We start from the raw sequence: 19765 nt of genomic DNA on the forward strand, positions 1-19765 counted from the left end.
AGGTCGACCGGATGACACGACTTCGACGAGAACTGTCGCACCCCTGCCCTATCCTGCAGATGTCAGGTGATCCTCCCGGTTCAGTGAGGCGCCTTCCGCTCCGACTCGGGGCACATTCACCGAGCTCGACCCCTCCGCGGACAACCGCGGTGGCCGACGCTGCTCGAGAAAGGAGTTGTCATGCCCGACAACGAATTCGACACAGCAGTCGAGAACTCCTGGCAGGGTTTCCAGACCCGCCTCGCCACCCGGCTCTCGATGATGGAACGCGACGACACCGCGTTCATCACGCCGATGCGCGCGCTCTACGACGACGGTTGGTTCGCTCTTCGAATCAGCAACGCGCGCGGCCTGCGCTGCACGGTCGCGTCATCGTGTGCCGGCGACGCGGAGTTCCTCACCCACCTCGGCTGGCGGCGGCTCCGCGACGGCCGTTTCATCTGCCACGAGACGCCCGGTCGCGCCGGAGCCATCGCCGACCTGGTCGTGCGCACGGTTCGCGAGCTGTGGTCGGTGCCCGACCCGTCGTTCCTCGCCGAACTCGGATGCCCCCGCCCCGACTGGGCTCCGGTCCTCTCGACAAGTGAGCTCGGTCCGACGGGGCTGCTGGCCCTGGTCCGGGAGGAGTTGGAGACCTACGCGGGCGGAAGCCTGCCGATCCGGTCCGACGCCACGATCCTTCTACCGACCACGCAGGTCGAGTCGTCGATCGGCATCAGTCACGACGAGCCGAGAATCGATATCGTCGGGCAGGTCGCCGACAACGCCCATCGCCGCTTCGCCGGCGCCGCGCTCACCGACCTCGCCGAGAAGCGCCCGGACATCGAACTGATCCGCCACGGCAACGATCTCTACGCCGTCCGTTCGATCGATGCCAGCACCTTTTTCCGGGGCGACCTGTTCCAGGCCGTCTACGAGTGGTTCGATTTCATCGACCACGATCTGCCCGCCGCACTCCCGCCGGTTCGTAAACCCGGCCCGGTGGTGCCGCGGTCTCGCGGACCGAAACTCGTCAACCGTGTGCCGTCCCTGCGGCCCCGACTCACCGAATACTGACCCGATAGGAAGCAGACGTGACCGAAAACGTTGCAGCGCAGCCGAAGAAGAAGATCCTCTACGTCGACATGGACAACACCCTCGTCGACTTCCAGTCCGGGATCGACAAGCTGAGCGACGCCGAGCGCAAGCGGTTCGAGGGCGATCTCGACGACGTCCCCGGCATCTTCTCGCTCATGGACCCGATGGATGGCGCCATCGAGGCCTACGAAGAACTGGCAAAGCTTTTCGACACCTACATCCTCTCGACCGCGCCCTGGGACAACCCCATGGCGTGGACCGAGAAACTGCTCTGGGTGAAGATGCACTTCGGCCGCGACAAGAAGTCGCCCGCCTACAAGCGGGTCATCCTGTCGCACCACAAGAACCTGAACAAGGGCGACTTCATCATCGACGACCGAACCATGCGCGGGGTCGACGCCTTCGAGGGCGAGCACATCCACTTCGGCCAGGCCGGCTTCGAAGACTGGGAAAAGGTCGTCGCATACATGCGCACGAAGGCCTGATCACGCCCGAGTGCCCGGCGATCGAACCCTCTTGACTACGTCGTATCTCGGCGCGCGTACGGCGTCCTCGCGGTCTCGGTGTCCCCGTAGATGATCGCTCGTTCGCGACGGGATTCGGTGATCAGCGTTGCACCCCAGGTCATCACGGTGCCGAGGCGGTTGCGGACGCCGGCGAGGAAGGCGATGTGGATGACGCCCCACGCGACCCAGCCCGGGAACCCCGACATCTGGAACCGTCCCGACTGCACGATGGCGCGACGGCGCGCGATGTAGGCGGCGGTTCCGAGGTCGCGGTACTTGAACGGCGCCCGTTCCTGTTTTCCCGCAACGGTTTCGGCGATGACCTTGCCCGCGTGGTGGCCACCCTGCATGGCGACCTCGGCGACGCCGGCGAGGTCCTTGTACGCCATCATGTCGCCGGCGACGAACACCTCGGGATGTCCGGGGACCGAGAGGTCCGCCTCCACCGGGATCCGGCCCGCCCGGTCCTGTTCGACGCCGAGTGCCGCCGCCAGGGTGTTGGCGAACGGGACGGCCTCGACGCCGGTGGTCCACAGCGTCGTTCGCGCCGGGTACCGGTCCTTGTGCTTGTCGGCCTTGCGGGTGGTCTCCACGTAGTCCTCACCGACGTCGGTCACGTGCACGCCGAGGTGCGTCTCCACGCCGAGGTCGTCGAGAGTCCGTTGGGCACTGGCCGAGAGCCGGGCGTCGAACGACGGCAACACCCGTTCCCCACCGTGCAACAGCAGGACCCGCGCCTGGGCGGGATCGATGGCGTCGTACTCACGCTCCAGCGCCCTGGTGGCGAGCTCCCGGATCTGACCGGCGAGCTCCACTCCCGTCGGTCCGCCCCCGGCGACCGCGAATGTCAGCCAGGACCGCTGTTCCTCGGGGTCGGTGATCGTCTCGGCCATCTCGAACGCGGCCATGATCTTGCGGCGGATCGTCAGCGCGTCGTCGAGGGTTTTCATCCCCGGTGCGTACTTCGCGAACTGGTCGTTGCCCCGGTACGCGGTCCGCATCCCGGTCCCGACCACGAGGTAGTCGTAGGGCAGGCGGAACGACGACCGGTCGAGACGGTCGACGACGACCTCCCGCGCCTGCACGTCGATGTCGGCGGCCTCCCCCAGGACGACGTCGAGATTGCGCTGGCGCCGGGTCAGGTGCCGGATCGGACTCGAGATCGCACCTTCCGACAGCAAACCGGTGGCGCATTGGTAGAGCAGCGGCTGGAAGACGTGGCTGGTGCTGCGATCGACCAAGGTCACGTCGACCGGGGCATTCCGTAGCCGCCGGACGCAGTGCATCCCCGCGAATCCTGCACCGATGACGACGACTCTGGGTCTCGAGGGGGCCATTCCGCCGATTGTTCCAGACTGATACGGACCCGTGGGATTGGTTTGGGCTTCGCGTCGCCGGGTACACGCGCCGTGTGGAAACCAGGGTTTCTCTCTCGGTCAACGGTGTGGCCCACGACGTCGTCGTCGACACCCGCACCACCTTGCTGGACGGTCTGCGCGACCGCCTCGGCATCTTTTCGCCCAAGAAGGGTTGCGATCACGGCCAGTGCGGCTCGTGCACCGTCCTCGTCGACGGTCGGCGCATCATCAGTTGCCTGTCGTTCGCGGTCAGCTACGAGGGCTCCGAGATCGTCACCGCGGAAGGACTCGCCGAACCCGGCGATCTCCATCCCCTGCAGCAGGCGTTCATCGACCAGGACGCCTTCCAATGCGGGTACTGCACGCCCGGCCAGGTGTGCTCGGCGATCGGCATGCTCGACGAGGCGAAGAACGGGCACCCCAGCCACGCCACCGACAACCTCGACCCCGACGCGGCGGACGAGGCCCTCAGCGACGAGGAGATCCGGGAACGGATGAGCGGCAACCTGTGTCGCTGCGCGGCCTACCCCAACATCGTCGCGGCGATCCGGCAGGCGGCGGAGGGATGATCCCCTTCACCTACGAACGCGCCGACGACGTGGCGAGCGCCGTCGACTTCCTCCGCGACCATCCCGGAGCGAAACTGCTCGCCGGCGGCACCAACCTCGTCGACCACATGAAGCTCGGTGTCGCCAACCCGCCCGCACTCGTGGACATCTCACGACTCCCCCTGGACCAGATCAGTGAGAACGCCGACGGTTCCCTGCGTCTCGGCGCGACCGCCCGCAACGCCGACACAGCTGCCCATCCCCTGGTCCGACGCCGCTACCCGATCCTCGCCCGCGCGCTGCTGGCGGGCGCATCACCGCAGTTGCGCAACCTGGCGACCAACGCCGGAAACCTGCTGCAGCGGACGCGATGCGTCTACTTCCAGGACGTCACGACGCCGTGCAACAAGCGCTCACCCGGTAGCGGCTGCTCGGCGATCGGCGGCTACACGCGCTATCACGCCATCCTCGGCACTCCCGACGCCGACGACCCGAACACCTGCGTGGCCACCCACCCGTCGGACATGGCCGTCGCGCTCACCGCCCTGGATGCGCGGATCGTCGTGCAGGGTCCGGACGGCGAACGCGAACTCGATGTCCGCGCGCTGTACCGCCACCCCGGTGAACATCCCGACCTGGACACGGTCCTCGACCCGCACGACGTCATCGTCGCGATCGACATCCCCGCGCCGCCGGCCGGGTCCGTCTCGACGTACCGCAAGGTCCGCGACCGGGCGTCGTATGCCTTCGCACTGGTCTCGGTCGGCGCGGAGATCACCATGGCCGGGGACACGACCGACGGGGGCACCATCGGCGAGGCGCGGATCGCCCTGGGCGGCGTCGCGCACAAACCCTGGCGCGCCGAACGCGCCGAAGCCGTCCTCCGCGGACGGCAACCGTCGCGCGAGTTGTTCACCGAGGCAGCCGATGCCGAACTCGCCGACGCCCGGCCCCTGGACGGGAACGAGTTCAAGATCCCACTCGTCCGTCGCACCCTCAGCGCCGTCCTCGAGGAGCTGACCCGATGAGCGTCGTCGGATCGTCGCCCGCCCCCATCGGCCATGCGCGGATCGACGGCGTCGAAAAGGTCCGCGGCACAGCGCCGTACGCATACGAACACCTCACCGACGCAACCTACCTGTGGCCGATCACCGCGACCGTCGCCCGCGGTCGGGTGACCTCGATGGACACCGCCGCAGCGGAATCGACCGAAGGTGTCGTCGCGGTCCTCACCATCGACAATGCACCCCGGCTGGCCGACACCTCCGACGGCGATCTCACGATCCTGCAGACGCCGGAGGTCGCCTACCGCGGTCAACTCATCGGCGCTGTGGTCGCCGAATCTCCCGAAATCGCGCGGGAGGCAGCAGCTTCGGTGACCGTGTCCTACGACGAGGCACCCCATGACACCGAGTTCCGCGCCGATCATCCCAATCGGTACCGGCCGGAGAAGGTGAACGGCGGCTTCGAACCCACCTCCGAGAGCGGCGAACCCGACCGGATCCTCGACAACCCTCCGTCCGGCTCGGTGGTGGTCGACGAGTGGTACTCCACGCCGGAAGAGCACAACAACCCGATGGAACCACACACCGTGGTCGCGACGTGGGCGCCCGACGAGAAGCTCCTCACCCTGTACGACTCGACGCAGTCGACGCAGGGCGTGGTCTCCGCGCTGGCGCCCGTCCTTGGACTCGAACCCGCACAGATGCGGGTGATCGCGCCGCATGTCGGGGGCGGGTTCGGGTCCAAGGGTTCCCCTCATTCGCACGACGTGCTGGCCGCCATGGCCGCGATGCGGGTGCCCGGCCGGGCCGTGAAGTTCGCGGTGACGCGCCAGCACATGTTCGCCTACGTCGGCCATCGTGCGCCGACGCGTGCCCGGCTGCGAATCGCCGCGGACGGCGACGGCAACATCACCGCATTGATCCACGAGGCACACGCGCACTCCGCTCACGCGAAGGAGTTCGCCGAGCAGGCGGCCGTCTCGTCGCGGATGATGTACACCGCCCCCAACCGGCGCACCGACCACCACGTCGTCCCCCTCGACGTCCCGCCGCCGTTCTGGATGCGGGCTCCCGGCGAGGCACCGGGCATGTTCGCCGGTGAGGTCGCCATGGACGAACTCGCCCATGCCGTCGGACTCGATCCGATCGAGCTGCGCATCCGCAACGAACCCGCCGACGACCCGGAGAGCGGGAAACCGTGGTCGTCGCGGCAGCTCGTCCGATGTCTCCGCGAGGGCGCCGAACGGTTCGGCTGGGACCGTCGCCGCGCCGAGCCCGGCACCACCCGCGACGGACGACAGCTCATCGGCTACGGCGTCGCGGCGTCGACGTATCCGCACATGGTGAACCCGGGCAACGAGGCCTCCATCTCCTATCGGGACGGCCGGTACGCGGTGCGGATCGCGGCCACCGACATCGGCACGGGAGCGTGGACGGCACTGACGCTCATCGCCGCCGACGCGCTCGGGATCGAGCCGGAACAAGTCGACCTGCAGATCGGTGACAGCGCCCTGCCGAGCGGCTCTGTCGCGGGCGGGTCGTCGGGCACATCGTCGTGGGGATCGGCGATCGTCACCGCGGCACAACGATTTCGCACCCGGTTCGGCGACGCTCCGGCCGACGGCGCCGAGGTCAGCGCCAAGACCGACGAGAACCCCGATCTGAAGAAATTCCGGATCGCCTCGTTCGGTGCCCACTTCGTCGAGGTCCGCGTCGACGTCGACACCGGCGAGATCCGCATCCCCCGCATGCTCGGGGTGTTCTCGATCGGGCGCGCCATCAATCCGCGCACGGTGCGGTCCCAGCTCATCGGGGGGATGACGTTCGGCATCTCGATGGCACTGCTCGAGGAGAGCGTCCGCGATCCGCGCTTCGGGCACGTCGTCACCCAGGATCTCGCCGAATACCACGTGCCCGTGCACGCCGACATCGCCGACGTCGACGCCGTCTGGCTCGACGATCCCGACGAACACGCGACGCCGATGGGATCGCGCGGCGCCGGCGAGATCGGCATCGTCGGCAGTGCGGCGGCCGTCGTCAACGCGGTGTACAACGCAACCGGCGTGCGCGTCCGGGACCTGCCCGTGCACCTCGACGACCTGCTCGAGGGTTTACCGGACCAGTGAGTCAGCCGACTCCGGGATAGGTCGACCAGCCCGGTACCGCGGGCGACACCGGCCACGGCTCGTCGGCCTGGGCGGGAAGCCAATGCGGCATCCCCACCTGTCGCGTTGCCGCGCAAGCCTTCTGGTCGGCGGTCGGGGTGGGATACAGGGCGGAGAAGTCGTACCGCGAGGTGTACCAGCCGCCGAAGACGTCGGTCTCCGGCGTCCGCTGACCACCCCGCGGAGCCGCCGGCGGCTGGTCCCCGGTGCGTCGGATGTCGATTTCGACGGGACGCGACGTGTCATACCCGACCGCCCACGTCCCATCGCTCTCCACCGAACGATATCCCTGACGGCACAGCACGATTCGCGTCCAGTCGACGTCGTCTACGCGTCGTAGGCCGGTGTAGAACGCGGTGCCGACCTGGCGCTGGGCCGCGGAGACCTCGGACGGGTAGGCGGTCACCATCTGGTCGATGTTCGACGGCGAGGCCTCGGCGAACCCCGGGTATCCCCACTCGACCGACGCCCCGGCGTTGGCGAGTTCGAACGACTCGACGTAAGCGCGGACGAAGGTGCCCTCGGCGGACTGGGGGTCGAGCACCGGTGTGGACGACCAACGGAAAGTGGTGTCGAAACCGGGCGGGAGGTGGGAGTCCTGGGCGGCGGGGCGATCGGGCGGAGCCTGGTCCGGCGATCCCGCGCACGCGGCCAGTCCGAGACCCGCAGCCAGCGCGGCGACCATCGCGACGATTCGACGGCGGTGTCCTCGCGCCACGTGATCACCTTCTTCGACGGTGATGGTCTTCGACGGGCCCGGTGTGCGCCGGCTCTGGCTGTACCGACGCGGGCTCTGTCTGCACCCTATGCACGGACGATCGGCAGAAGCAGGATCCGCGTGCACCGGAAAGGCGACGAGAAGGTCTCGAAATGGGCACGCCGTAGGGGGAGGCTCATTCCCGGGTGTCGATGTCCTGTCCCGTGGCCAGGTCGCCGCATTCGATGCAGGTCACCTGTTGATCTCGCAGGTACCGCTGCGCACCCACATCCCCGTGGATGACCTCGGCTGCGGGACCGAGATGGTCGGCGCCGATGTACACCGGATGCCCCCGCCGGCCGTCGAAGACGGCACGTACCAGATCCCCGCGCCGCCCTCCGGATGCCTTGACGATGCGACGCACCACGTCGGGTCCGACATCGGGGGTGTCGACCACCGTGAGCACCACACCGCCCACTCCGGGCCGACGCTTCGCCCAGTCGAGCGCCGCCGACACCGACGCACCTATTCCGTCGGCCCAGTCGTCGACGACGAGTGCGGTGGTGCCGGCGGGCGGCTCGACGACCGCAGCCCCCATCGCGACCGCGATGTCCGCGCACCCACCGGCCCGGAGCGCGTCCGCCGCGGTCTGCAACCAGCGGCCGTCGTGGGCGAGGATCTTGGGCATCCCGTACCGGCTGCCGGCGCCGGCGGCGAGCACCACACCGAGAACCTCACCGATCTCGTTGTCCGCACCTGACGCCGTCACCGTTCCATCTTCCCAATCCCAGGAGCCGTTGGTGAATCGGCGGTCCTCGGGCGGACCTCCTAGGCTGTACGCGTGCGCCCAGACGAAGACCTCGACCCCGGCGGACGAGGACAGCTCGACCGCTTCAACGATCTCACCACCGACGCGTGCGTCAAGCGTTTGCTCGCCTGCTGCAGCTCGCTCACCTGGGCACAACGCGTCGCGGAAGAGCGCCCCTTCGCCGATCCACAAGCACTGTTGGATCGGGCCGACGACCTACTGGTCGAGCTGGCCGAGACCGACATCGACCAGGCTCTCGCCGGGCATCCCCGGATCGGCGACCGGCCCGACAACGCCTCGTCGGCCCGTGAACAGTCCGGGGTGTCCGGCGCGGACACAGCGGTCATCGACGAACTGACGAAGTACAACGCGGCCTACGAGGACAAGTTCGGCCACGTCTACCTGGTGTTCGCCAACGGCCGCCCCGCCGACGAGCTGCTCGGAATCCTCAAGGAACGCATGGACAACGACCCCGCGACCGAACGCCGCGTGCTGCGCACCGAGCTGGCGAAGATCAACCGCAGCCGCCTGATCCGTATGCTGATGACACCAGACACCGACGAGGGAGCCTTCGCATGACCGGCCTGTCCACCCATGTCCTCGACGCCACGTCGGGCTCCCCTGCCGTCGGCGTCGAGGTGTCCCTACAGGACGCATCGGGCACCGAATTGGCTTCGGGCACCACCGATTCGGACGGACGCATCGGCAAGGTCAACACCGAGGCCCTCGTCCCCGGCATCTACCATCTGGTCTTCGACACCGGGAACTGGTTCGCCGACAACGACATCAAGGCGTTCTACCCGGAGATCGACATCTGCTTCGAGGTCGACGACGCCGACCGCCACTATCACGTCCCGGTGCTGCTGAGCCCGTTCGCGTATTCGACGTACCGCGGTAGCTGACCCGGATGCCCGTCCACGACGACGTCGCCGCGCTGCTCGGGTCGGGTGCGGGGCGGATCGTCGTGGGCATCACCGGCCCGCCGGGCGCGGGTAAGACGACCCTCGCGCGGTCCCTCGTCGACGACTTCACCTCGACCCTGGACCCCGACTCGGTCGGGTACGTCCCGATGGACGGTTATCACCTGTCGAACGCCGCACTGGATCGGCTCGGCCGCCGCGATCGCAAGGGCGCACCCGACACCTTCGACGTCGCGGGATTCGTCGCCACTCTGCGCCGCATCCGCGAGGGTCTGGACGACGTCTACGTCTCGGACTTCGACCATACTGCGGGAGAGCCGATCTCGGGGTCGCTGGTCGTGCCCGCATCTGCACGGCTGGTGGTCGTCGAAGGCAACTACCTCGGTCTCGAAGAACCCGGATGGCGCGACGTCCGCCCACTCCTGGACCGCCTGATCTACGTCGACGCCGACGATGCCACCCGACGGGAACGCCTGCTCCGCCGGCACGTCGAAGCCGGGAAGAGGGACGCCGAGGCCCGCGCATGGGTCGAGGCGGTCGACGAGCCCAATGCGGAGCTCATCGCCACGACCCGCGCGCGGGCGGACACGATCGTCGACTGACCGCTCACGAATTCAGTTCCCGCGTAACCATTTCCCTTCCGCTCGCCTGTTTCTCTCGCGCTGGTGGGACATCACGAGCAAGAAGGAAACGGTGCCGCGTCAACAAATCCGCCGACCGTTCACCATACGAAATATCCTGCAAATCATGATGATTCGCGCCTTTGGTGCACACGAAAAGTGACTGCGCTCGAACATATGTTCCCGTAAAGTGGAGTCATGGCACCGCTGGACCAGATTCTCCACCAACTCATCGAGGTCACCCCACCGGCCGACGACCCGACCGGGGCAAAGACTTTCGCCCAACTCGAGATGATTCGACTGATCCGCAACACGGCGGACCATCTACTCAGTTCGCACACAACCAATCTCGACGATCTCAAAGTGGCGGAGCGACACGGTTCCACCACCGGGAGATTGTTGATCGAGATGGGTTTCCCGCCCGCCGTCGCCACACGCGCTGCCCGTATCGCCGAGAACATCGGCGACCTGAGCAAGGTCGAGGCCTGCGCCGCCGACGGGCGCCTCTCAGGTGAAGTCGTCGACGCCATCGTCCGCGGACTCAGCACAATCGGGAAACGCTCACCCACAGCACTTTCCGACCACGACCGAACGATCTACGAAACCGAACTCCTCACCCAGGCTCTGTCCGGTGCCACACCCGCCGAGATACAGAGACACGCGCGGACGATCGGCAATGCCATCGCCGACGACGATGACGGCATCCCCGCGTCCGACGACAAGTCTCTGGACACGTTGTCGCACCACACCACCGACGACAGCCGCGTCGAGATTCATGCCAACGTGACACAGGCCGTGGGCGAGAAGTTCATCGCCATGATCGACGAACGTGCTACACCACGCCCCGAACCCGACGGCGCCGACGACCGACGATCCGCCGATCAACGACGCTCCGACGCCCTCGAAGTACTCCTCGACCAAGCCGCCCACGGAGCATCCCTGGACAGCATCGGCGCTCCACGTACCCAAACCCTTTTGACCATCCCCGCCGACGGTGGTGACCCCGCCCACCTACCCTGGACTGGGTCGGTCACCCAGGCCACCGCGCAGAAACTCTCCTGCGACGGCACCATCACCGAGATCATCATCGACGGTGAGACCGTGCCCCTGGAGATGGGTCGTGAACGACGCCTGTTCCCCGCACACATCCGCAAGGCCATCATCATCCGGGACAGATGTTGCATCAGTTGCGGTGCGCCGCACTCACATACCCAGGTTCATCACATCGTGCACTGGAGCGATGACGGTGAGACCGAGCTCGACAACGGTTGCCTGCTGTGCCAGCGCTGCCACACCCGGGTCCACCACAACGGGTGGGACATAATGATCGGCTTCGACCGCCACCCCTGGCTCATCCCGCCCGCCGACATCGACCCGCAACGGCGGCCACTACCTGCCTACAACCGACGCACCATGCGACTCGACGACGCCGCCTGACACACCATCAGCCGCGAAACCGCCTCGTTCTTTGACAACTCCACAGTGTGAAAGCGCTGCCGCTCACAAGTTCCGTTCCCGCTTACCAGAATCAGTGAGCGGGAACGGAACCCGTGAGCGAGACCCCGGAGGGGGCGAGGTCAGCCGATCTCGACAAGCAGGTCACCCGGCGACACCTGGGTGACCGGGCCGATCGCGACGCGCGTGACCTTGCCGCCGACGGGGGCGGTGATGGCCGCCTCCATCTTCATCGCCTCGATGGTGCCGATCGTCGCGCCGACGGCGACCTCGTCGCCCACATCGACCGACAGCGACACCACGCCGGCGAACGGCGCCCCGACGTGCTTCGGGTTGGACCGGTCGGCCTTCTCGGCGCTGGCGACCGCGGAGTCGATGCTGTGGTCGCGGACCGCGATCGGACGCAGCTGACCGTTGAGCACGCACATCACGGTGCGCATGCCCTTCTCGTCCGGTTCGCTGATGGCCTCGAGTCCGATCATCAATTCCACGCCGGGCTCGAGGTTGACGCGGTGTTCCTCGCCGTAGCGGAGACCGTAGAAGAACTGGTTCGCCGACAACCGGGAGGTGTCGCCGTAGGTCTCGTAGTGCTCCTCGAACTCCTTGGCGGGGCCGGGGAACAGCAGGTGGTTCAGACGCACCTGACGGTCGCGGCCGGGCTTGTCCAGGATCGCCTCGTCGTCGGCGGTCAGCTGCTTGACCTCCGGCGCCGGCGCCCGGCCCTCGAGTGCGAGGCTGCGCAGCGGCTCCGGCCAGCCACCGGGCGGGTCGCCGAGTTCGCCACGCAGGAACCCGATCACCGAGTCCGGGATGTCGTAGGAGCTCGGGTCGGCGGCGAAGTCCGACGCGGTGATCCCGCGACCCACCAGTGCCAGCGCCAGATCACCGACGACCTTCGACGACGGCGTCACCTTCACCAGACGACCCAACATCGAATCGGCGGCGGCGTAGGCCTGCTCGACCGCCTCGAAGCGGTTGCCCAGTCCCAGCGAGATGGCCTGCTGGCGCAGGTTCGACAGCTGACCGCCGGGGATCTCGTGCGAGTACACGCGACCGGTCGGAGCCGGAAGCCCGGACTCGAACGGCGCGTATACCTTTCGCAGCGCCTCCCAGTACGGCTCGAGGTCGCAGACCCGGGCCAGGTCGATGCCGCTGTCACGGTCGGTGTTCGCCGTGGCCGCGACGATCGCCGACAGCGGGGGCTGACTGGTCGTGCCGGCCAGCGCCGCACTCGCACCGTCCACCGCGTCCGCACCGGCCTGCCAGGCCGCCATGTAGGTGGCCAGCTGACCACCCGGGGTGTCGTGGGTGTGCACGTGGATCGGCAGGTCGAAGTTCTTGCGCAGGGCCGTCACCAGCTTGGTCGCCGCCGGGGCACGCAGCAGACCGGCCATGTCCTTGATGGCGAGCACATGAGCACCGGCGTCGACGATCTGCTCGGCCAACCGCAGGTAGTAGTCGAGGGTGTACAGGTCCTCCGACGGCGACGACAGGTCACCGGTGTAGCTCATCGCCACCTCGGCCACCGCGGTGCCCGTCTCGCGGACCGCGTCGATCGCCGGGCGCATCGCGTCGATGTTGTTGAGCGCGTCGAAGATCCGGAAGATGTCGATGCCGACGTCGGTGGCCTCCTCGACGAAGGCCGTGGTGACCTTGGTCGGGTACGGCGTGTACCCGACGGTGTTGGCGCCGCGCAGCAGCATCTGCAGGCAGATGTTCGGCATCGCCTCGCGCAACTGCGCCAGGCGATCCCACGGATCCTCCTTCAGGAAGCGCAGCGCCACATCGTAGGTCGCGCCGCCCCAGCATTCCACCGACAGCAGTTCCGGGGTCAGTGCCGCGACATAAGGCGCGACGTTGACCAGACCGGTGGTGCGCACGCGGGTCGCGAGCAGCGACTGGTGTGCGTCACGGAAGGTGGTGTCGGTGATGCCCAGACGCGGGTTCTCCCGCAGATCGCGGGCGAACCCTTCCGGTCCGAGCTGCAGAAGACGCTGCCGCGAACCGTCTTTCGGCGACGCGAGCACCGCGCGTTCGACGGTGGGCAGCTTGTCCCGCGGGTACACCGTGGTCGGCCGCTCACCGTGCGGCTTGTTGACCGTCACGTCGGCGAGGTACGACAGGATCTTGGTACCGCGGTCCGCCGACACGCGCTGGGTCAGCAGGCCCGGGCGCTCGTCGATGAACGAGGTGGTGACCCGACCGGCACGGAAGTCCGGATCGTCGAGCACGGCCTGCAGGAACGGGATGTTGGTCGCCACACCGCGGATGCGGAACTCGGCGACCGCGCGCCGGGCACGACGCACCGCGGTCGGGAAATCCCGTCCGCGACAGGTCAGTTTGACCAGCATCGAGTCGAAGTGGCCGCTCACCTCGGCACCGAGGTTGGCGCCGCCGTCGAGGCGGACGCCCGCGCCGCCCGGGCTGCGGTAGGCGGTGATCCGACCCACGTCGGGGCGGAAGCCGTTCGACGGGTCCTCGGTGGTGATGCGGCACTGCAGCGCGGCGCCACGGATACGGATGGACTCCTGCGACAGGCCGAGATCGTCGAGGGACTCCCCCGCCGCGATACGCAGCTGCGAGCTCACCAGGTCGACGTCGGTGATCTCCTCGGTGACGGTGTGCTCGACCTGGATGCGCGGGTTCATCTCGATGAACACATGGCGTCCCTGCTCGTCGAGGAGGAACTCGACAGTGCCCGCGCAGGTGTAACCGATGTGGCGGGCGAAGGCCACCGCGTCGGCACAGATCTTCTCCCGCAGGTCGTCCGAGAGGTTGGGAGCCGGCGCGAGCTCGATGACCTTCTGGTGGCGACGCTGCAGACTGCAGTCGCGCTCGTACAGGTGGATGACGTTGCCGTGGGTATCGGCGAGAATTTGTACCTCGATGTGGCGCGGGTTGACCACGGCCTGCTCGAGGAACACCGTCGCGTCGCCGAATGCCGACTCCGCCTCACGCGATGCGGCGGCGATCGCCTCGGCCAGGTCGGCACGGTCGTCGACGCGACGCATGCCGCGTCCGCCACCGCCGGCGACCGCCTTCACGAAGACCGGGAAGTGCATGTCCTCGGCCGCGGCGAGCAGTTCGTCGAGATCCGACGACGGCTCCGAACTCGCCAGCACGGGGATTCCCGCAGCCTTGGCCGCGGCCACCGCGGTGGCCTTGTTGCCGGTCATCTCCAGGATGTCGGCGCTCGGCCCGACGAAGGTGATCCCGGCCTCGGCACAGGCGGCGGCGAGGCCCTGGTTCTCCGACAGGAATCCGTAGCCGGGGTAGATCGCGTCGGCGCCGCAACGGACCGCCGCGGAGACCACCTCGTCGACCGAGAGGTACGCCCGCACGGGATGGCCCGGCAGGCCGATCTGATAGGACTCGTCGGCCTTCAGCCGATGAACCGAGTTGCGGTCCTCATACGGGAACACCGCCACCGTGCGCGCACCCAACTCGTAGGCGGCGCGGAACGCACGGATCGCGATCTCACCCCGGTTGGCAACCAGAACCTTGTCGAACATCGGGTGTTCCCTTTTCTCCCGCAGCGGCATTTTCGTCGAATTGTCGCCGGCCCGTTCACTTGACGGACCAATGAAGTACATCACGTGATCCTACTCACGCCGCAACCCACCCCGAGCACCCCCCACGACCTCCCCGAATCGCACCGAAACAGACTGCCGGACAAGGTAACCGGAACAGATTGCGCGGGCGTTGTGTAACGCTCTCACCGCAGGTGGGCAAGGTGAGAGATCACCAACGCGAAATACGGTCGAATACCGACCGATCGCTCTGTCGAAATTCGCTCGTACCGGAATCCGGATTGCGAATTAATCGGTCCGATTTCCGCAATACGGGTCGGCCTGCCCGCCCCGCGCGGCAGTGACCCACGCCGCAGGCTTTGGCCCGGCGGGTCGCCCACAACTAGCGTCGACCCCGGATCAGTCATGACAGACCGGGAGGTCAACACCGTGGGCTTCACACGCTTCGTCGCGCTCGGGGATTCGTTCACCGAAGGCGTCGGTGACACGGACCCGACCCGGCCCAACGGTCTGCGTGGATGGGCCGATCGGGTCGCCGAACAGCTCGCCGCCCGCGACGAGAACTTCAGCTACGCGAACCTCGCGATCCGTGGCCGCCTGCTCGACGCCGTGATCGCCGAGCAGCTCGACGCGGCGGTCGCGATGAACCCCGACCTCGTCACCCTCTACGCCGGCGGCAACGACATCATGCGCCCATCGGTGGACCTCGACGCACTGATGGCCCGTTACGACGCCGCCATCGGCAAACTGGTGGCCACCGGCGCCACGGTCGTCGTCTTCACCGCCTACGACACCGGCTGGGCCCCCGTGTTCCGCAAGCTGCGCGGCCGCATCGCCATCTACAACGAGCTGCTCCGCGAGGTCGCCGAGCGGCACGACGTCGTCGTCTTCGACTACTGGCGACTCAAGGGCTACGACGACTACCGCATGTGGGACACCGACCGCCTGCACATGTCGCCGCTGGGCCACACCCGCATGGCGGCGGAGGTCCTGACGCTGCTCGGCGTCCAGCACGACATCTCTCCCGTCGAACTGGAGGCGGCTGCCGAGTTGACCCGACGCGAACAGCGCCGACAGAACGCCGAGTGGGTACGCACCTTCCTCGGCCCCTGGGTGCTGCGGCGCGTGCGTGGCATCTCCTCCGGCGACGGCGTGACGCCCCGCTGGCCCGAACCGGTGTCGGGCGCGGATCTGCTCGCGCGCTGAGACCCGTCCGTCCGCTCGTCTCGGACAGGGACGCAAACGTTCTCTGCGGAGTGCGTCGGGATACTCTGGCCGTTCGGAGGTGTGAACTACACATGAGTACGACGGGCCGGATGAGCGAGTGACCAGCAGGACCGAGACCAACGGATCGCAGGGCGAAGACAACCTGCACACCTCCCCGGACGAGACCGACGAGCGCACGCATCCCCGGGCCGCGGTCGCCATTCTCTGCCTGGCCGGCATCGTCGTCGCGCTGATGCAGACGATCATCGTGCCGCTGATCCCTCAGCTGCCGACCCTGCTGCACGCCGATGCCTCCAACACCACCTGGGCGATCACCATCACCCTGCTCGTGGGTGCTGTGGCGACGCCGATCGGCGGCCGCATCGGCGACATGTACGGCAAACGCCTCGCGATCCTCGGCAGCCTCGGATTCGTCGCGCTCGGGTCCGTCGCCTGCGCGCTCGCCACCTCGTTGCCCGTCTTCATCCTGGGTCGCGGCCTTCAGGGCCTGGGGTTCGGCATCGTCGCCTTGGGCATCAGCGTCATGCGCGACATCGTCCCGGCCCGATACCTCGGCTCGGCGGTCGGCACGATGAGCGCGTCCCTCGGCATCGGCGGTGCGCTCGGTCTGCCGTTCGCCGCGGCCATCGCGCAGCACGTCAGCTGGCATGCGCTGTTCTGGTCGTGCGCGGCCGCATCCGCCCTCGCGGCCGTCGGTGTCGTGCTCACCGTCCCGACCAACACCGTCACGTCGGGCGGTCGCTTCGACTTCCTCGGCGCGGTCGGCCTCACCGGCGTACTGATCTGCCTTCTCCTGCCACTGTCGAAGGGCGCGGTATGGGGCTGGGGCGACCCGCTCACCCTCGGCTGCTTCGCGGGGTTCGTCGTACTGCTCGGTGTCTGGGCGCTCATCGAACTCCGCCGGACCAACCCGCTGATCGACCTCCGAATCCTCGGCGAGCGGCCACTGCTCATGACCAACCTGGCGTCGATCGCCACCGGCTTCGCGTTCTATGCCATGCAGCTCATCCCGATCCAGTTGCTCATGGCGCCCACCAACAGCCCCGACGGCTTCGGCTACGACATGGTCCACGCGAGCCTCATCCTCGCTCCGAGCGGTCTCGTCATGTTCGCGTTCTCGCACATCAGCGGGCGGATCAACGCACTCTTCGGCGCGCGGATCTCCCTCGCGCTGGGCGGCGTCATCATCGGCGTCGGTTACATCGTCTTCATCGTCGGGATCGCCGGCCCCTGGGCCCTGACCTGGATCCACATGGTGGTCATCGCTTGTTGCATCGGTGCCGGACTCGGCATCGCCTACTCCGCGATGCCGGCACTCATCATGCAGTCGGTGAGCGTCGAGCAGACCGGCGAGTCGAACGGCGTCAACGCCCTGATGCGCATCATCGGCACCTCGACCGCCTCGGCCGTCGTCGGCATGCTGCTGACGTGGTCGACGATCACGATCACCGATCCGGGCGGTTCACCCGTCGAGGTCCCGGCGAGCGACGGCTACCTCTGGGCCGCCGGTATCGCGCTCGCCGCGTGCGTGGTCGCCTCCGTGGTCGCGATGGCCATCCCGGCACGCCGCGGGTTGACCGAAACCCCGGTGTGACACCGGACCTCGCGGTCGCTGTCGGGGCGCGGCGACGCGCGCCACATCGAGATGCGCGGGCGGTCCGATCCACGTAGCGTGACGCCGTGGCTCCAGCGACGCTCATCGAGAACACCTTCGTCCTCACCGTCGACGCGCAGCGTCGGGAGCTTCCCCGCGCGTCCGTGCTCATCGAGGGATCGACGATCGTCGCGGTGTCGACCGACCCGATCGACGCCGGCGACGCCATCCGCGTGGACGGCCGCGGATGCGTGCTGACGCCAGGTCTGGTGAACACGCATCATCACCTCTACCAATGGATCACACGCGGCCTTGCGGCCGATCACACGTTGTTTCAGTGGCTCACCACGCTCTACCCGATCTGGGCCGGCATCGACGAAGAGGCCCTCCACGCCGCAGCTCTGGGCGGACTGACCCAACTCGCGCTGTCGGGCTGCACGACGACCACCGATCATCACTACGTGTTCCCCCGCGAGGGTGGCGATCTGCTCGGCGCCGAGATCGCCGCGGCCGGCGAGATCGGTCTGCGGTTCCACCCGACCCGGGGCTCGATGGACCTGTCGGAGAAGGACGGCGGACTACCGCCGGACACCGTGGTCCAGACGATCGACGAGATCCTCGCCGCGAGCTCCGATGCCGTTGCGCGCTGGCACGATCCGTCCCCGGATTCGATGCTGCGGATCGCTCTCGCCCCGTGTTCGCCCTTCTCCGTCACCACCGACCTGCTGCGCGAGTCGGCGGTCCTCGCCCGAGAACTCGGCGTTCGAATGCACACGCACCTCGCCGAGTCGGTCGACGAGAACACCTACTGCGCCGAGCATTTCGGCTCGACGCCATTGGAGTACATGGAGTCGGTCGGCTGGGTCGGTCCCGACGTGTGGTTCGCGCACGGCGTCGAATTCGACGACGCGGCGATCGCCCGCCTGGCCGCCACCTCGACCGGTGTCGCCCACTGCCCCACGTCGAATGCCCGTCTGGGCAACGGGATCTGTCGTACCCGGGACCTCGTCGACGCCGGGGTACCTGTCGGGCTCGGGGTCGACGGCGCGGCATCCAACGAGTCCGCCCGACTTCTCGAGGAGGCACATCAGGCCGTCCTCATGGCCCGGGCCCGCGGCGGCCCCACCGCGCTGACCACCCGCACCGCACTCGATCTCGCGACCCGTGGCGGTGCACGGGTGCTGGGCCGCGAGGACGAGATCGGGTCGATCGAACCCGGGAAGCTCGCCGACCTCGTACTGTGGGACCTGTCCACCGTCGCCCACCGCGACATCGACGACCCGGTTGCCGCACTGGTCCTGGGAGCGATCCCACCGATCAAGGCGTCGTGGGTACAGGGACGACAGGTGGTCGCCGACAGTGACCTGCTCACCATCGACACCGAACAGATGACCACCGCCGTCGCGACGCAGCACCGCCGCCTTCTCGACAAGGCACGCTGATGGATCTCACCGCAGTCACCCAGTACCGATTCGCGCGTTCACGCGACGAGGTGTTCCCTGCCCCCGGAGAACAGCTCGTGGCCGGTGGCACGTGGGTCTTCTCCGAACCCCAGCCCGCGACGACCGGTCTCGTCGACCTCAGCGAAATGGGTTGGCAATCGGTCGAAGACCTGCCCGACGGCGGCCTCCGCATCGGCGCCACCTGCACCATCGCCGAGTTGGTGGCGCTGCCGCCACGCCCCGGGTTCCGCGCGCATCCACTCTTCGCCCAGTGCGCGAACGCCCTTCTCGCGTCGTTCAAGATCTGGAACATGGCCACGGTCGGCGGGAACATCTGCCGATCCTTCGCGGCGGCGTCGATGGTCTCGCTGTCCGTCGCACTTGACGCCACCGCCCACATCTGGAATCCCGACGGCGCCGACCGCGATGTGCCGGTCGCCGACCTGGTGATCGGCAACGGCATCAACGTCCTCGCTCCCGGCGAGGTCCTGCGCGCCGTCGACTTCCCCGCACACGCGTTGGCCGCCGTCACCGGTTTCCGCAAGATCGCCCTCGCCGACCTGGGCCGTTCCGGCGCCGTCGTCACCGGCCGCATCGACCCCGACGGCACCACGGTCTTCGGGATCACGGCCGCGACGGAGTGGCCCACGGTACTGCGATATCCCCGCCCGCCGGCCGCGGACCGGTTGCGTCGCGACATCACCACCGCCCCCGGCTACTACACCGATCCGCTCGGGTCCGCCGACTGGCGTCGTGGGGTGTCGGCGGTCCTCGCCGAGGAGATCCTCCGCGAACTCACAGGAACGGGGTAGGA

At 67.9% G+C, this 19765-nt stretch carries 17 protein-coding genes; 13 read left to right on the forward strand and 4 right to left on the reverse strand.

All coding sequences use genetic code 11. The features are described 5' to 3' along the window. Positions 1 to 180 precede the first annotated feature (180 nt). Both M1L58_RS07590 and M1L58_RS07595 read left to right on the forward strand, forming a co-directional pair. The gene (locus M1L58_RS07590) at positions 181 to 1056 is read left to right on the forward strand and encodes a TY-Chap domain-containing protein (protein ID WP_248658402.1); all 876 of its coding nucleotides are present in this window, start codon (positions 181 to 183) and stop codon (positions 1054 to 1056) included. A 17-nt stretch (positions 1057 to 1073) separates the two neighbouring features. Continuing rightward, on the forward strand, positions 1074 to 1562 hold the full coding sequence (locus M1L58_RS07595) for a 5' nucleotidase, NT5C type (protein WP_248658403.1): 489 nt from the start codon (positions 1074 to 1076) through the stop codon (positions 1560 to 1562). Positions 1563 to 1597: 35 nt separating this feature from the next. On the opposite strand, the gene M1L58_RS07600 is transcribed toward M1L58_RS07595, so the two are convergent. Then, entirely contained in the window at positions 1598 to 2920 is a 1323-nt protein-coding gene (locus tag M1L58_RS07600; protein ID WP_248658404.1) for an NAD(P)/FAD-dependent oxidoreductase, read from the reverse strand. Between the two features lie 74 nt (positions 2921 to 2994). Here M1L58_RS07600 and M1L58_RS07605 point away from each other — a divergent pair, with 74 nt between their 5' ends. From M1L58_RS07605 to M1L58_RS07615, 3 genes are read left to right on the forward strand one after another with little or no spacing between them, the layout of a single operon-like run. Then, positions 2995 to 3510 (forward strand): (2Fe-2S)-binding protein, encoded by a 516-nt coding sequence (locus M1L58_RS07605; RefSeq protein ID WP_248658405.1) that lies wholly within the window; start codon positions 2995 to 2997, stop codon positions 3508 to 3510. Then, entirely contained in the window at positions 3507 to 4517 is a 1011-nt protein-coding gene (locus M1L58_RS07610; protein ID WP_248658406.1) for an FAD binding domain-containing protein, read from the forward strand. Before M1L58_RS07605 ends, M1L58_RS07610 begins: the two co-directional genes overlap by 4 nt. Next, a complete protein-coding gene (locus M1L58_RS07615; protein ID WP_248658407.1) occupies positions 4514 to 6619 on the forward strand; it encodes a xanthine dehydrogenase family protein molybdopterin-binding subunit in 2106 nt (701 codons plus the stop codon). Before M1L58_RS07610 ends, M1L58_RS07615 begins: the two co-directional genes overlap by 4 nt. A 1-nt stretch (position 6620) precedes the next feature. On the opposite strand, the gene M1L58_RS07620 is transcribed toward M1L58_RS07615, so the two are convergent. Both M1L58_RS07620 and M1L58_RS07625 read right to left on the reverse strand, forming a co-directional pair. Continuing rightward, complete coding sequence (locus tag M1L58_RS07620) at positions 6621 to 7343, reverse strand: hypothetical protein (RefSeq protein ID WP_248658465.1); 723 nt, start codon at positions 7341 to 7343, stop codon at positions 6621 to 6623. 208 nt (positions 7344 to 7551) lie between these two features. Then, positions 7552 to 8124, reverse strand: coding sequence for a nucleotidyltransferase family protein (locus M1L58_RS07625; RefSeq protein WP_248658408.1), 573 nt, complete (start codon positions 8122 to 8124; stop codon positions 7552 to 7554). 72 nt (positions 8125 to 8196) lie between these two features. On the opposite strand from M1L58_RS07625, the gene uraD reads away from it, so the two are divergent. The 4 genes from uraD (at position 8197) to M1L58_RS07645 (ending at position 11140) form a co-directional block, all read left to right on the forward strand. Next, positions 8197 to 8742 carry a 2-oxo-4-hydroxy-4-carboxy-5-ureidoimidazoline decarboxylase gene (gene uraD, locus M1L58_RS07630; protein WP_248658409.1) on the forward strand — a complete coding sequence of 182 codons (546 nt, stop codon included), beginning with the start codon at positions 8197 to 8199 and terminating at the stop codon, positions 8740 to 8742. After that, a complete protein-coding gene (gene uraH, locus M1L58_RS07635; protein WP_154882841.1) occupies positions 8739 to 9065 on the forward strand; it encodes a hydroxyisourate hydrolase in 327 nt (108 codons plus the stop codon). The genes uraD and uraH overlap by 4 nt, the downstream gene beginning before the upstream one ends. A gap of 5 nt (positions 9066 to 9070) precedes the next feature. Continuing rightward, positions 9071 to 9685 (forward strand): nucleoside/nucleotide kinase family protein, encoded by a 615-nt coding sequence (locus M1L58_RS07640; RefSeq protein WP_248658410.1) that lies wholly within the window; start codon positions 9071 to 9073, stop codon positions 9683 to 9685. Positions 9686 to 9901: 216 nt separating this feature from the next. Continuing rightward, the gene (locus M1L58_RS07645) at positions 9902 to 11140 is read left to right on the forward strand and encodes an HNH endonuclease (RefSeq protein WP_248658411.1); all 1239 of its coding nucleotides are present in this window, start codon (positions 9902 to 9904) and stop codon (positions 11138 to 11140) included. Between the two features lie 140 nt (positions 11141 to 11280). Here the strand turns inward: M1L58_RS07645 and M1L58_RS07650 are convergent, their stop codons facing one another. Next, positions 11281 to 14670 carry a pyruvate carboxylase gene (locus M1L58_RS07650; RefSeq protein WP_248658412.1) on the reverse strand — a complete coding sequence of 1130 codons (3390 nt, stop codon included), beginning with the start codon at positions 14668 to 14670 and terminating at the stop codon, positions 11281 to 11283. Between the two features lie 423 nt (positions 14671 to 15093). On the opposite strand from M1L58_RS07650, the gene M1L58_RS07655 reads away from it, so the two are divergent. The 4 genes from M1L58_RS07655 (at position 15094) to M1L58_RS07670 (ending at position 19763) form a co-directional block, all read left to right on the forward strand. Beyond that, positions 15094 to 15894 (forward strand): SGNH/GDSL hydrolase family protein, encoded by an 801-nt coding sequence (locus M1L58_RS07655; RefSeq protein ID WP_248658413.1) that lies wholly within the window; start codon positions 15094 to 15096, stop codon positions 15892 to 15894. 118 nt (positions 15895 to 16012) lie between these two features. Further along, positions 16013 to 17509 (forward strand): MFS transporter, encoded by a 1497-nt coding sequence (locus M1L58_RS07660; RefSeq protein WP_248658414.1) that lies wholly within the window; start codon positions 16013 to 16015, stop codon positions 17507 to 17509. Between the two features lie 86 nt (positions 17510 to 17595). Continuing rightward, a complete protein-coding gene (locus M1L58_RS07665; RefSeq protein ID WP_248658415.1) occupies positions 17596 to 18951 on the forward strand; it encodes an 8-oxoguanine deaminase in 1356 nt (451 codons plus the stop codon). Then, a complete protein-coding gene (locus tag M1L58_RS07670) occupies positions 18951 to 19763 on the forward strand; it encodes an FAD binding domain-containing protein (protein ID WP_248658416.1) in 813 nt (270 codons plus the stop codon). Before M1L58_RS07665 ends, M1L58_RS07670 begins: the two co-directional genes overlap by 1 nt. Positions 19764 to 19765: the final 2 nt, after the last annotated feature.

Origin of the sequence: Gordonia sp. C13 (assembly GCF_023218005.1) — a bacterium.
Taxonomy (GTDB): Bacteria; Actinomycetota; Actinomycetes; order Mycobacteriales; family Mycobacteriaceae; genus Gordonia; species Gordonia namibiensis.